We start from the raw sequence: 13,409 nt of genomic DNA on the forward strand, positions 1-13,409 counted from the left end.
GCGCCAAAGGACATACTGGGCTTAGGTACGTTGCCCCTGTTGTCGGGTTTGTCGCTCCTGAGACAGTGATGTTCGCGCGACGTGCTGTCCCGCGCTCGCAGTTAAGCCATTGAATAGAACGCAGAACGACCTTCTCTGGGACACTTCGCGGGCTTGGCACGACTCTTGAGTGTCCCTCTTTGCGCGGCGGCAAGAGCGGCCGAGCGGAGTCCATGACCTCCGGGTCACGCACGACGACCGAGGGGTTAAGTCATGGATCGTCTGGAATTTCTTCGGACGAAGATAGAGAAGAAGGAGCTGCCAACATATGTTTATGGCTATCCTTCGAAGCGCGCGTACAGGGCTTTCCGGCAACCACTCCGCATCGCTGATGTTATTGAGCAGGTTAATCGCTCAAAGCAAATCAACATCTATGTCCACATTCCGTTCTGTCGTTACCGCTGCACCTATTGCACTCTCCTTACAACGCGCAATAGGCACGGAACCCAGGAGTCTTATGTTGGTCGGTTGGTAGAGCACATCGCTCGTTATGGAGAGTACTTTGGAGATCAAGAGGTTGTCAGTATCTATTTCGGCGGCGGCACTCCGACGCTGCTAACGAAGCATCAATTTAGCGAGATATTCGCCGCCCTCGATACTGCATTTCCAAAACGAAGCCGGCGATGCGAGATTACGGTCGAGGGCGCACCGGACTCTTTCGACAACAACCTTATGGATTGCTTGCAGGCACTTGGCGTCAACAGAATGAGCATGGGCATCCAAAGTATGGAGCCCGGCGAGCTTGCGCACTGTGGTCGGCCATATTCGATCGAGATCGCAAAAGCGGCAATCGAAGCCCTCATCAAGCGCTTTTCTCACGTCAATCTTGATCTGATTTACGGCCTGCGTGGCCAAACCCTCAACTCTTGGATCCTTTCGCTTGGCCGCATGCTCGACTATGAGCCGCAGACAATTTCTCTCTATCCCGTTGTTATTCGTCCGATGACGAACGTCATTACCTCGAAAATGTGCGATCCTGAGTTATTTTTCTCTGAAGCGGAAAAGTATGAAGTCTACGATCAGAACGTTGCTCTGATGGCGTCCAAAGGCTACCGTCAAGAATCCTTCACACGTTTCACGAGGATGACTGGCGACCATGCCTACCGGCAGGAGATGTCGGACTTCGAGGGGACACCCCTGCTAGGATTAGGAGCTGGTGCTAGAAGCTACCTCGGCCAATATCACTATAGCACTGATTATGCCGTAGACGGGCGCGCGGCTTCGCGCATCATCAGCGCATTCTCGGATCGACCGTTCGATTCTGGGGCGATAGCATCACACGGAATTAAACTGACGTCGGAAGACGTTGCGCGTCGTTACGCGCTGCTTGGCCTCACATTGTCAGCTTTAAGCAGAAAGAAGTACGCTGCCATATCCGGACGAGCACTAGCAGATGATTTTGGTGAAGAACTCAAGGCGCTCGAGTCTTTGCAACTCGTCAATTTGGCAGATGATGATGTTTGTCAGCTTACTCAAAAGGGGTTCAAATATTCAAGCATTATAGCTCGGATGTTTTACTCCGACACGATGGTTAGCCTTGAGGAGCAATATCAGGCGGCGTGAGGTTCAGTATGAAAGAGGTGGCGAATTCACCTTGTTGGTGGGATTCGGGCTACGCCGACCACAACGTTTCGTCTATGGGTGGTCCTAGCCCCGAAATCTTCGAGATCGCGCCAGCTCTCCGCGCGAAGAGCGTGGTTGTCGAGCTGGGTTGCGGCGAGGGGCGCAATGCTCTCTATCTGGCCCATTTTGATCATCAGGTGATCGCGACTGACATCTCTGAAGCCGCTATCTCCAAGCTGAACCGGCTCGCAGGCGATCTTGGCGTGAACATTACGAGCGGAGTTGTTCGCGTTGAAGATTTCCGGCCGCCTGCTTACCTCGACGTCCTTATAGCGCATTCCGTATTGCATTTCACGGAACGGAGCGTCTGGAAACCGCTCGTCACGGCCTTCATCGATAGGACTCGGCCGGGAGGATTTCATTGCTTCACCAATACTCTCGATCAACCAGACCATCCTATTTCGAAGGAGAGTTTGGTGTCCGGTCACAAGAAGTCGTTCTCGCGTGGAGAGCTGGAGGCCATCTATGCGGAAGCAGACTGGGAGATTCTACGGTCTGATCATTACATTAAATGGGACTCGCATCCTGGCATTCCAATACATTCGCACTGCATCGAGAAAGTTGTGGCTCGTAGGCCAATTGGATCTGAAGACCTCCCACCAATGAGAGCTGAGTCCATCGAGGCATCCGGAATGATTCCTGCCAAACAATTTGATGCCTTGAAACTGGGCACACCACGCGAATCCATAATTGAAATATTCGGCTCGCCGTCAGCCCGCCATGGGGTCGCGACTAGCCGCAAGACAGTCGGTGGCAACAATCAAGAGGCCATAGCCGACGGCTACTTGCGCGAGGATATCATCTATGGCGATCACGGTCTTCAGTTCGTTAACGGTACGCTCACCGGAAAATATCGATATTTCACGCCCCCGAAGCGCTTGAGCATTCGAGAAGCGTGAGCTCCGACGAGAAAGTTCTCATGAGTTAATGGCATGGACCACGCCCGCTCTCAGCGGCAACGTGGAGCCCGGCGGGGCAGCAGCAGGAGCGCAAGCCATGTCGAATACGAACATTGTCACGATCGGTATCGATCTCGGGAAGAACACATTCCATGTCGTTGGTCTCGATGCCACAGGCGCAATCACGCTACGCAAGAAGCGGTCGAGAAATCAGCTTGACCAGTCGCTGGCCAATGTTCCGCGTTGTCTGATCGGAATGGAGGCGTGTGCAGGCGCACATCATCTAGGGCGCAAGCTCGAGAAATTTGGCCATCAAGTCCGGCTCTTGCCGGCACAGTACGTCAAGCCATACCTCAAAGGTCACAAGAATGATTTTCGGGATGCTGAAGCGATCGCCGAGGCCGTTCAGCGGCCGACAATGCGGTTCGTCCCAGTGAAGTCGGCCGAACAGCTCAATTTGCAGGCACTCCACAGAGTTCGCAGTCGATTGGTGACGCAGAGAACGGCGGTCATCAATCAAATCCGGGGCTTTTTGCTTGAGCGAGGGCTACCAGTGCGGCAGGGAGCGGCAGCACTCCGATTGGCGCTCCCCCAAATCCTCTCGGTGCCTTCGGAAAGCCTGTCACCTCGGGTGGTTCGGCTCATCCAGGACTTGGCCGAGGACTGGCGCTATCTCGACCGTCGCGTCGCGTTAGTCACCAAGGAGATCAACGAGATCGCGGAGCAAGATGCACATTGTCGCCGCCTGATGAGTGCGCCGGGCGTCGGGCCAATCGCGTTTCAGGTGCCCGACAATGAATCACAAGCGATTCATCCGATTCAAGATTTTTCGATCAGGACTACCGCCATCGAATCAAGCATTTGTGGGTAATTGAAAGCTTTGGCGGAGGGATACGCCGCAACTCACGTCAGATCAGCGGCGCTCGTCACGCGCCGCATTGCAGGAGGCGCCCATTGAAGCCGCCGAGGAACTGCGCGGCGAAGAACCGCGTGATCCGGCCGCCGCGCAGCTGCCATGTGCGACATGGCGATCGAGCGTGTTGTAGCAAGTGTTGACCGCTCCGCCAGCGCACCAACGGCCGTAGATGCCCATTGATGGATCGAAGATCTTTCTCGGCCACTCGATCCAATCAACCTCTTTCGCAGCTTCCGCCCACAATCCCTCCGGATCAGCTAGCGCACGCGCAAGACTTTCCTGATAATGGCTCACACCTAAGCCCCCAATGATTGACGGCTTGCTCATTTCGATTCCTTCACAACCACGTTGAGGGTCTGTACCGTCTCGGAGATTGTGTGATGCTGCGGATCCGCCCAATAGAGTCTTATTGTGTGCCGACCAGGCTTGGCAGGGAGATCAAAAACATAGAGATAGCGGCCATCACCAAGCTGGATCAGCTGGTCTGCCATTGGCATGAGCTCGGTTTCGTCCATCGCAACATGCAGATGAACGCTCGCATTGGCGGAGCTCATGGTCATTTCTGCGATGTTATCGTCGGCTTGGAAAACGAAAGCAACACGCTCGCCGATGGTATTACCCGATTGCGGCAGGAGGATCTTCAATGCGGGCAGCTCGCCGGTATTTCCCGATCTCGCAACAGGCGCACCGTCAGACCCGTGCATATGGTGCATGCCCGGCTCATGGTGTTGTGCGTGGGCTGGAGCCGCGACCAGAGCGCCAGCCACAAGAATCATGCACCAAATGAACTGTTCGAATCGATCGCCACACCGGTTGGGACGGGATGATATTTGCATGCTTTCCTCCTTTGTTTGCGAGCCCTGAAAGATTTCCACTAATTCAGTGCACATGTTGCGCGGGTGGCGGGAGAATTTTGGACTCTCTATTGAGAACTCGGACCTGCGAGATCAGCTCGTCGGAATTTTGCCAACCACATTCGTCCTCCGCTTGCAACCAGCGCGCACGGATGTATCCGAACCTGTCGATTAGGAATTCCATGGAATGTCTTCCCATTTCCAAACGCTTGGGATCTCCACGATTTGTAGTGCTCCGGGAGAGCAGATCGTAACTTTCTCTAACCTCTTGTGCTCCATGCCGGACATTTGGGACGCCCGCCGCCAGCGTTGCGTCCGGCGACACGATAATCGCCCACAATCGTTCTTTCCGGAATCTTTTCTGCTCAAGGCGTAGCTGTTCAACGCGCATTGCGTCGGACTTTTCGGGAAACACGAGCAGCACATTGCTTTGCTCACGGAAGTCCTTCAGCTCCCTCTCCGCCCCATTCTCGTCCTCTAAGAAAAAGTTTGGAGCCCCCAGCCACGGATGATCGGGTACGATTTCAGGCGACAGGATGCGCGCCTGAAATCCCTCTGAAAACGTCCGCAGGAAGTTGATCACATCCCAACGGGCCTGTTCGTCCAATACATCAGCAAATCCGGGCATGCCGCTTTTTGGAATTCCATGGCTAAGCCACCAAAACATGTCGCCGGCCGTGTGCAGCACAGTATGCGGTTCGCTCAAATTCGCGGGCGGCTTGGGAAGGGTCGATGCCGCCGGACCATCGCCAAGCCCTCCGCTGCCGTGGCAAGCCGCACAATTCTGGGCAAATAGATGCTTTCCATTGGTTATTGATATCGTCGAATAGGCAACCGACGGGCGGCGGTAAGTATCGGGATAGGCTTGCACGGATATCTGCCACAGACCGCCTGCGACCGAAATAACGGCGGCGGCGCCTGCTGCAACTGCTTTTGCCTTTTGCGGCTTTCTCAAACAAACGAGTAGGCCCCAGAATAGTGACAATAGTGCTAGTGAGAAGGCGCCCGCCGCGATAACGGGCGTCGGCCACGCCGGCCACGTGGCTTCGATCGAAAAGCGAAACGGCAGCCGCCAGATGGGCTGATCATGTCGTGCTGGTATGACTGTTGAGAGCGCGGCTGCGCAGCCGACGATCAGAACACCGCAAAAGAATTCAGTTGCTGCCCATCCAGCTCCTGCAAGAAAAGCCGCGGGTTTTGCTCCTACGGTTTCCATGACGGGTAGGAAGCGCGTGCGAATCCGATTGGCCACCAACAGGATGCATGCAAATAGAGCAAGCTTCGCTATAATTAGTTGACCGTAGGTCGTGCCAAGCCACTCGCCAGCCGAACTAGCGGAGCTAAACGCGAGCACCAAACCTGATGCGACGACGGCGATCACGAAACCGATTGCTAGTTGGGAGAAACGTCGCAGCGTCGCTGCGACATAGACGCGCCGAGTCTCCGTGGGGGTGACAGCGACCGAAGCCACCAGCCAGATCCAAGCCGGTAAGGCCCCAAGCCAAGCCGAAACCGCGAGCACGTGAAGTTGATAGGTCGGAACGAGCCAACGGCTGTCGTCTTCCCCGGCGGCGTGTCCAGCAAGTGGACCAATCAGAGCGATCAGTGCTGCTGTCCAGGCTGTCACGATTGAAGCTAAACGTTGCTGCTCCCTCGACCAGCCGCGAATTAGGATCGCTGTCGGCAGCAGCAAAAGAAGAGAGAGCGCTAACCTTGCAAGCGTGATCCGACCGTAATGTGTGTCAAATCCGAAGCTTTCCAGCGTCTGGCCGGCCGCGACTATCTCCGATAGTGCCATATCTGTCGCAATCGCGACTTGAGCGATAAATAACCCAGCGGTAGCGAAGAGGTGAATGCCGGCCGCCCAGAGAAAGCTCACCTGCACTCGTCTTTGCCAAGCGGCAAGTAATGGATCGGAAGACGGCGCTGCCAGCAACAGAAAGAGTACTCCGCCTATGACCCATGCAAGCGCAATGTCAGCGATGGCCTTACACAGAGCTGGAAACAATACCGTCATTCCGCATGCCTAACGTTCCTCGACGGTGAACTGATAGCCGTAGTCCACCACATGCCCGTCTTGCGAGAGCACGCGGTAATGAACCGAATAGCTCCCCGGTCTCATGTCAGATACTGCCGTTACCATGCACTTCGGATCATTGCCTGCTTTCAAATCGCCGAGCGTTAGCGACTGACCATTGGCGTTCTTGAGCTCCACTTTCGAAAACTTGAGCTCTATGCGTTCGTTGAAGCACAGTTCGATCTGCTGCGGCGAATGAGCTAACACTGCCCGGCTCGCGGGATCGGACTTCACGAGAGCGGCATGTGCAGAGGCGGCCGTCGGCAGGCACACGAGGCCAACGCACAGCAACGTGATGCCAAGCGCTGATACCGGACGCCTGCTTGCGGACGAGAGTTCTTTTACCGTCCCTTGAATCAGCCTAGTTCGCGCTCTGCCGGTGCCGGCGGTCAAGTTTGGCGTGCCAGCATGATCGAGTGACGGCCCCGTCGCTACTCGGATATAATCGCTCTTGTTTCCGTGTTTTTCGTGAGACATGAGTGTGACCCTTATTGCCGGACAGCGGCCGACAAAGTGCTAGCCTAGCTTTCCTTGCGCAACGTGGAGTACCAAAACAGGGCGGCCCCGGCTGCCAGCGTTCCTAGAACGATTGCGAAACTGTCCCTATATCGGACCCAAATCCCGTTGCCGTAACCAACCGAAAACGGAAATCTCGATACGTATTTCGGTCCGTCGCCGACTATCACGAGGCCCACAAAGCGCCCGGATTCGGGGAACGTGTACTGAAACGATAGTGAGCCTGTCGGATATTGTTTTGGCGGGATTCGAAGGACGGCCTCGCTGTCTACGTCGTTGCCGGCGTCTCGCAACAACCGCACCTCGATGGGCAGATCACGTAGCACATCGCCGACGGCATCCAAGACGATGACCGTGCGGCCGATTTCCGGAATGTCCTCGCAAAATTCCTGATTCCCCTGCTTGGCCGGCTGGTATCCGGTAAAATGCATCATATGGGGCCCAGCGCGAAGCTTGCACACGTCTTTCTCCATCGATACTCCCCCGTGTGCAATCGCTGGCCGCGCCCCACCGCAGTCTAGGATGAGGAGCAAAGATGGAATTCCAAGCACTGCGGCTTTTACGATGTTCAACCCGGACCTCCTTTCGGATTCTCAGCCGTGCGGTTGTCGGGATCGGTGAATACAGGGACCATGGGGCCGCTGACGTTTGAGATTGTCCGTTTGCCGTGCTCGTCATAGAAGAACAACAGTCCTCCCAACGTGTTGTCCGGATCGTTGATCAGGCTACTCAAGCGCTCCGTCTCCCATGCCGCGTCGGCCGCTTCGATATCGACTGTCTTCGTTTCACCCGGCTTGAGCGGTCGGCTGTCGCTCACCTTAAGCCCATTCGGAGGAAGCAATTCCTTGGGGTAATTCGGATCCACCGCCGCCATTGCCTGGCTAACCTCATGGTTGATGAAGCGCTGATTGGAAGTTAAGAACTCGCCAAGCTGTGCTGACGTGCTCCCATTGTTCGTCAGTGTCACGTTCATACGAAGCGAGCGGCCAGGGACGTCATAGTTTGACTTGTTGACCACAACTTTGACCTGCTCAGGCACTTCCGGTAGGGGCTCGACGGTTGCGCGGGACCCCTGCAGCGGCACGGTCCTTGGATAAGCGATGTCGGTCGCCTGAAAGCCGAAGAATACGATGAGAATCGTCGCCACGAGCAAACCGGCCCCAAATAGGCGATCGGTGCTGGTAACGAGCTGAGATCGATCGCCGCCTTTTTCCGTCAACGCGCGAAAACGAGGCAGCAGGAGCGGCCGGCGCAACCACCAGACAAGCCACACGATGGCGATCGCAACCCACAAGCCATGCCAGAAGAACACCCTGCCAAGGCCCCAGGTTTCGAGATTGTCGATAGTCTCGCCACTGAGAGTTTTGATTGGAAGCTTGAAGTCGCTTTCGTTCCCCGTCACCGTCAGCCAGTTTCCCGGTCCGAGCAGCGGCCCGGCTCCCATCACGTTGATCATCGGATGGACGTGATGGTGGCCTGGCACTCGTCCTTTGAGCACTGTTTTGAATTCATAGTCCCGGTTCAACTCCAGTTTGGTGGACTGAATTGCTGGGACGCCATTAATGTAGCTCTCGGTTCGGGCTAGCACCGGGCCCGGCGTCCCGTTTCCCAGAAAGGCCGCTTCGGGAAGGGGTAGGTTGACTGGCCAGATCGGGAAGAGTCGGAACTTGCCGGTGACAACGATTTCACCGTTCACGGGAATTTCGTTCGTGCTCCAGTTCACATCGTAAAAATGAGCCGTTCGCATCCGCAGAAACGGCTCCTGATTGCGCTCACCATGCGCCAGAGCAGCATCTGGGACGAAGGTCAGTATTCCGATCTGCATGATCGCCGCCGCTGCCGATAAGATTACAAGCAAGCGTGAGCTTTTGCGGAAACAGAATGTTCTCATTTGGAGTCCTCCACAGTCCCAGCAGGATCATTCGGCTGCGACGAAGCGCCCTTGCAGGCCGGTGCCGTCTATGGCTTTTTGGGCTGCCTCAGCTGGCTCATCCTTATCGGTGAGCCCCATAAAATTTTTCAGGGTGTTTGGCGTCGTTACCACACGAGCGAGGAGCATTCCGATATGCCACCACGCCAAATACATCAGTATGGATACGAACGCCGAGAAAAAGGACGCGATAATGGCTGAGTGGCCACCAAAAGTTCGAAGCGTGCCCCGCTCTATCAGCCGGATATACTCAGGCAGGGCGGTGCGGGTGAAGGCATAGCTGATGTAATCGCCCACGGAAACAAGCTGCCCCATCACTTCTACGGGTAGCCGATATGGCGCCAGCCAAAACCAGTTAGTCGGGTAGAAAAGCAGTGCGAATGCAAAGGCGCCGGACATGGCCGTGAACAAAAAATTCCCGGTCAGCAAAAGAGCGACATCGAGGACTAGTGCGCCAGGTATCAGCAGCGCTGGAATGACCTCGCTCATCGGAAAGTACGACCAAAGGTGGAAACCGAAATATCGATTTATCCACTGACCGAACAGGAGACAAACGACCGCAAATGTAGCGGCGATTGGAAGTCTAAATTTCGTCCAAAACACATACTGCAAAGCTGCAGGGAATGTTATGGCCATAATTGGAGACAAAGTGACCCACCACTGTCTGTCTTTCCAATCGATCCACATATCCCAGTCCCCTGCGGTCAGCATGTAATGTAGGTGGAATGCGCCGGAGACGGCCAGAAAAAGGATGGCGGCGACGAGAAGGTCTAACACTCTTGAGATTCTTGCTGACTCTTTAGGCCATTCGAGCCCATACAGTCTCACAGACGTTCCTCCTTGCATGGCTTCCTCCTAATTGCTTTTGCCGAGTTGAGATCGACCTTCCTGGAAACCGACGCCCGACATGATTACAAGACGGCATGCTTTGCACATGCCGGGCTGTCAGCGATCAATGGTTCATAAGCGGTTTCAGCGCTGGGTGGCGACCGAAACTTCGTCCTCTTGGGAAAGCCGCCCGATCACTTCAAGCATGTGCATCGCGATCTGGATCAGGAGCCCACCCAAGGCCAGCACACTCCAGCCCATCACGACGAAGCCCCAGTGCAAGGGATAGGAGAACACCTCTTCCATCAGGAAGAAGGCATGGCCCCACTCGTTGTAGCCCAAGTTCGGCAATATTAGAAACGGACCTACAACCGCGAGCACGAATGGAATTGAGATCTGCGTTGCGAACTTCGGCAGCCTCGTCATCGCGTACAGAAATGATCCCACGCCAAACAGGACGTAGAGTGGCATGGTGCCGTAGAACAGCACGATGTGACTCGGCGTGAAGCTTGTATCCCGGACCACAACCTGATGCCATGAGGCGTCCTGCTCGGCAAAGAAGCTGGTAGCGAACCAGACGCAAAGGGCATAGATGAAGATGAACAGGACCAGATTGAAGTAACGCCGGAGCTCTTCCCGCGGTTTGAGCGCGCCAAGATTGCGGTCTCGCGTGAACCATAGATACGCCCAGGTCACCACCCAGAGCAAAGGGATGACGCTAAGCTCAACCTTCAGCAACGTCATCCAGGCGACATCGAACGCGGGCTCAGTCGAATCCAGGCCGGCACTCCAAGCATAGACCTGCTGAAAGATGCGCCAGAACACCATCAGCGCTAGCACCGCCAGAGTGACTCCTGCTGCAAGTTTGAAATTCGCCAACGGCTGAGTACGGTCCTCAGCGGCAGACTTGGCGTTATGAGTCATCGTGATCGACATCTTGTCTCCTCCTTGAGATTGCCTAAGGTGTGGTGTCGTTTGCGAGGGTAGTGCTCACTCCGATCGTTGACCGCAAGGATAGGATCTGTCTTCAAGCTCCCAGCTTTCTGGTAACCTCCTTGCGAACGGCGCACGCATACATGTTGATTTCGAGACCGACCGGTAATTCGACGATTTTTGGGGCTTTCCAGCTCATATCGATTTGCTCCTGGCTAGATGAATGCGGCGCAAAAGGTCGCGAGGACACGAGGTCCTCGCAGTGGGGGAGAACTCACCGAGTGCGCTGCAAGTGCTCGGCGAAAAAGAAACCCATGATCACGCCATCCCTGCCACCGCGCGCTGTGCCGTCACCCTGATGAGATTGGCGCGATAATCCGACGATCCGCAGGAATATGATCCGACTCTTGCCTCGCCCGCTGCTGCTCTTGCAAAGCAGCGTATTGATGCATCCAAGCGTCCGTATTGAACCATTCGTTATAGTTGGACTCCACATCACTCTCCCTAGATGAGGTAACTCTTCATAGCTGACCCGGAGCTAAGCCGTTCGCTCAGGTCGACGACCGCAACAAAGCCAAAGAACGACAGTCCTCCCCCTTCTCTCTGTTCGCTCATTACCCGCATCCTCCTTTGAAAGAGCGGTGCGGCACGTCGGGTTTGAACCTGGCCCGTATAGACGCAAGACGTCCGCTTTCATCTCAAACAACCCGTCCAGCTCCGGCTTCAATTTGGGAATTGGCCGCGCGCTCGGTCTCAGGTTACAACCTCACGCCACGTACGAATCAAGCCTTGACGGCTGTGGCGAGGCTGATTGAGGTATGTGCAAGTGTCGAGAAAGCGGGTCCGCCTCGCGCTTCTTTCGTCGGAATCCGCAGAGGATCATTAACTTGAGGCTCGACGCGTGCACATACCTCAATCAGCCTCGCCATGACCGGCACCTGAAAGAGCTTAAGGCCTGCGTGGGGTCAGGTTGTACAGTCTAATTCATGTCTTCGACCGTTACCCCACAAGCTTCACGATCACACTGGGGGCGCAATCTCGAGTTCTAAGTACGCGAGAGCCGGTGGGCGCAGGGATCGTGGTCGAGTAGCTCGGCCATTTGGCTTTGCCCTCACAGATCCGGGCAGGCGGCTTTCCCGCACCCGGCTCTTCCCGAGGGTAACCCGCGTCATATCCGCGCCTGCGCCCATGTGCGAGTGATGCGTGGAGTTGGCAGGCGGAAGCGTGCCGTCAGGGTCTCGAACTCCGGCCAGCTTATGCGCCGACTTTTCTGGCTGCGCCGTCTCAGACAACGCAGCCAGGTTCGACGCACTTCGCGGTAGAAGCCGTTGAGCGCTGGATAGTTGTGCGGCCTGCCATAGTAGCCATAGTGCCCGCGCAGAACGGCGGCGAACCACTCGTACTGCGTGGCCAGTGGCGCATGCATGAGCCGCCAGGCCTCCTGGCGCAACGCCGTCAGCTTGCGCGTCAGGCGTTTCGCTTCCGTCTTGTGCTTCACGATGAACCGGCCATCTCGTGTCCGCCCGCAGTAGTGGGTAAAGCCGAGGAAGGCGAAGGTCTCTGGCCGCCGCTCGCCCCGCCGCTGACGCGAGAGGGCCGCGAACCGGCCAAACTCGATCTTGTTCTCATGGAGCGTCAGGCCGAAGCTGGCCAGCCGCACCTTGAGAGCCAAGAGCATTTCCTGCGCATCGGCCTTGCTCTCGAATCCCATGACGAAGTCGTCCGCGTCATCGTCTCTGAACGCGGGAGGCACATACAAGGGAGTTCTCCGTTCTGACATGGGGCCGATTTTGAGTGTTGGGCGACTGATGCGATGGTCTAGCTGAGCCTACTCATTTCGCCAAAGCCCTGTCGTGCTCGTAAACGGCGAGAACTCGACTTCAGGGCCAGATCGAATGGAGGCGCTCGGCGCGAAGTATCCATCCTCGATATATACGCGCCAAGCCCATTGGGCACCGGAATACGAGGCAACACGAGGGTCGCTCCAAAGAATTTCAACGCGCCCGCGAATGTGTACCAATTCGCCGGTCAGAAAATCGATGATGAGCAGAGCGGCATATGGATGAACTGAAAAGTTGCCTAGCGTGTTGTAATAGAGGTTGCCAGAAAAGTCTGGAACAGTGATCTCGCGATCGCCGACCAGTACGAAACCGGGTCGGCCCCCACGATGAGATATATCGCAGTCATAGGTGTCTGGCTCCCCATTCTGCGTGCGAATGCAGGATGCCACGAAAAACGTGTCCGCGTTTTGAATGACCCGCTTAAGCGCCTCGTCGAGCTGCTTGAATTCGACTCTCGGCCTTTGATGAGACGAAAACTGATCCGAGGTTATGTTTTGGCGAACCTGAATGTATTTCGGACAATTGCCAAAGCTTTGATGCACATGCACCTCAAATCCCTCAGCGTCCGCGCTTGCAACTCGTCCGTTGAGTCGATTTCGCCGTCGGTTCGTCAGGTCTAGACCTAGCAACCCCAAGTGGGCGCCAACTACTAGATTATCGCTCAAGGGATCGTCCTTAGAGGGGCAAGCCCTGACCAGCAGGCGCCCCGGGTCTGGCGACGACAAGAAGCCTGTCGGCCCGGTCAAAACCGATGCGCTCGGCAAGCCGTCCCGATCAGCGGATCCAACAAAGACGTAGCCCAAGTTAGCGAAAAAATCCCGGTGCTGTTCGGGCATCTCCTTTCTTATTGCCACCTGCGCACGCCTCCGGATGCCTTCGCCGACACCCGCCCGGTGCTGGACCTCGAGCTCACCTGGGTGAAACGGAGACGAACCGCGTTCCGATATCATGAT

Annotated in this window: 12 protein-coding genes and 2 pseudogenes; 4 read left to right on the forward strand and 10 right to left on the reverse strand. The window is 55.9% G+C overall.

From position 1 onward, the window contains the following. The first annotated feature begins 252 nt into the window (after positions 1–252). The 3 genes and pseudogenes from QA649_RS35000 to QA649_RS35010 all read left to right on the forward strand — a co-directional run. A complete protein-coding gene (locus QA649_RS35000) occupies positions 253–1,602 on the forward strand; it encodes a radical SAM protein (protein ID WP_283021213.1) in 1,350 nt (449 codons plus the stop codon). Positions 1,603–1,610: 8 nt separating this feature from the next. Continuing rightward, a complete protein-coding gene (locus QA649_RS35005; RefSeq protein WP_100233528.1) occupies positions 1,611–2,561 on the forward strand; it encodes a class I SAM-dependent methyltransferase in 951 nt (316 codons plus the stop codon). 97 nt (positions 2,562–2,658) lie between these two features. Continuing rightward, a pseudogene (locus QA649_RS35010) lies at positions 2,659–3,336 on the forward strand (IS110 family transposase); the annotation flags it as partial. 237 nt (positions 3,337–3,573) lie between these two features. Here the strand turns inward: QA649_RS35010 and QA649_RS35015 are convergent. Next, positions 3,574–3,804: pseudogene (locus QA649_RS35015) on the reverse strand (acetyl-coenzyme A synthetase N-terminal domain-containing protein); the annotation flags it as partial. A 53-nt stretch (positions 3,805–3,857) separates the two neighbouring features. On the opposite strand from QA649_RS35015, the gene QA649_RS35020 reads away from it, so the two are divergent. Then, a complete protein-coding gene (locus QA649_RS35020; RefSeq protein WP_283021214.1) occupies positions 3,858–4,304 on the forward strand; it encodes a hypothetical protein in 447 nt (148 codons plus the stop codon). A 52-nt stretch (positions 4,305–4,356) separates the two neighbouring features. Here QA649_RS35020 and QA649_RS35025 read toward each other — a convergent pair whose 3' ends face one another. The 9 genes from QA649_RS35025 to QA649_RS35065 form a co-directional block, all read right to left on the reverse strand. Beyond that, the gene (locus tag QA649_RS35025; RefSeq protein ID WP_283021215.1) at positions 4,357–6,348 is read right to left on the reverse strand and encodes a c-type cytochrome; all 1,992 of its coding nucleotides are present in this window, start codon (positions 6,346–6,348) and stop codon (positions 4,357–4,359) included. Positions 6,349–6,357: 9 nt separating this feature from the next. Continuing rightward, a complete protein-coding gene (locus QA649_RS35030; protein ID WP_283021216.1) occupies positions 6,358–6,885 on the reverse strand; it encodes a copper resistance CopC family protein in 528 nt (175 codons plus the stop codon). 44 nt (positions 6,886–6,929) lie between these two features. Beyond that, positions 6,930–7,397: a hypothetical protein gene (locus tag QA649_RS35035; protein WP_283021217.1), complete on the reverse strand. Its 468-nt coding sequence runs from the start codon at positions 7,395–7,397 to the stop codon at positions 6,930–6,932. Positions 7,398–7,492: 95 nt separating this feature from the next. Continuing rightward, on the reverse strand, positions 7,493–8,815 hold the full coding sequence (gene amoB, locus QA649_RS35040; protein ID WP_100233522.1) for a bacterial ammonia monooxygenase, subunit AmoB: 1,323 nt from the start codon (positions 8,813–8,815) through the stop codon (positions 7,493–7,495). Positions 8,816–8,842: 27 nt separating this feature from the next. Next, a complete protein-coding gene (gene amoA, locus QA649_RS35045) occupies positions 8,843–9,631 on the reverse strand; it encodes a bacterial ammonia monooxygenase, subunit AmoA (RefSeq protein ID WP_283021218.1) in 789 nt (262 codons plus the stop codon). 195 nt (positions 9,632–9,826) lie between these two features. Continuing rightward, the gene (gene amoC, locus QA649_RS35050; RefSeq protein ID WP_100233520.1) at positions 9,827–10,618 is read right to left on the reverse strand and encodes a bacterial ammonia monooxygenase, subunit AmoC; all 792 of its coding nucleotides are present in this window, start codon (positions 10,616–10,618) and stop codon (positions 9,827–9,829) included. Between the two features lie 91 nt (positions 10,619–10,709). After that, complete coding sequence (pqqA, locus tag QA649_RS35055) at positions 10,710–10,814, reverse strand: pyrroloquinoline quinone precursor peptide PqqA (protein WP_283021219.1); 105 nt, start codon at positions 10,812–10,814, stop codon at positions 10,710–10,712. Between the two features lie 969 nt (positions 10,815–11,783). After that, positions 11,784–12,374, reverse strand: coding sequence for a maturase (locus QA649_RS35060; protein ID WP_283021220.1), 591 nt, complete (start codon positions 12,372–12,374; stop codon positions 11,784–11,786). A 69-nt stretch (positions 12,375–12,443) separates the two neighbouring features. After that, a complete protein-coding gene (locus tag QA649_RS35065; protein ID WP_283021221.1) occupies positions 12,444–13,292 on the reverse strand; it encodes a pyridoxamine 5'-phosphate oxidase family protein in 849 nt (282 codons plus the stop codon). Positions 13,293–13,409: the final 117 nt, after the last annotated feature.

The organism is Bradyrhizobium sp. CB1717, assembly GCF_029714325.1.
GTDB lineage: Bacteria > Pseudomonadota > Alphaproteobacteria > Rhizobiales > Xanthobacteraceae > Bradyrhizobium.

Coding starts and splice junctions, on each gene's coding strand:
- amoC (WP_100233520.1), bottom strand. CDS start 10,618: ATGTCGATCACGATGACTCATAACGCCAAGTCTGCCGCTGAGGACCGT.
- QA649_RS35020 (WP_283021214.1), top strand. CDS start 3,858: ATGCTGCGGATCCGCCCAATAGAGTCTTATTGTGTGCCGACCAGGCTT.
- QA649_RS35030 (WP_283021216.1), bottom strand. CDS start 6,885: ATGTCTCACGAAAAACACGGAAACAAGAGCGATTATATCCGAGTAGCG.
- QA649_RS35025 (WP_283021215.1), bottom strand. CDS start 6,348: ATGACGGTATTGTTTCCAGCTCTGTGTAAGGCCATCGCTGACATTGCG.
- pqqA (WP_283021219.1), bottom strand. CDS start 10,814: ATGAGCTGGAAAGCCCCAAAAATCGTCGAATTACCGGTCGGTCTCGAA.
- QA649_RS35005 (WP_100233528.1), top strand. CDS start 1,611: ATGAAAGAGGTGGCGAATTCACCTTGTTGGTGGGATTCGGGCTACGCC.
- amoB (WP_100233522.1), bottom strand. CDS start 8,815: ATGAGAACATTCTGTTTCCGCAAAAGCTCACGCTTGCTTGTAATCTTA.
- QA649_RS35035 (WP_283021217.1), bottom strand. CDS start 7,397: ATGGAGAAAGACGTGTGCAAGCTTCGCGCTGGGCCCCATATGATGCAT.
- QA649_RS35000 (WP_283021213.1), top strand. CDS start 253: ATGGATCGTCTGGAATTTCTTCGGACGAAGATAGAGAAGAAGGAGCTG.
- QA649_RS35065 (WP_283021221.1), bottom strand. CDS start 13,292: ATGCCCGAACAGCACCGGGATTTTTTCGCTAACTTGGGCTACGTCTTT.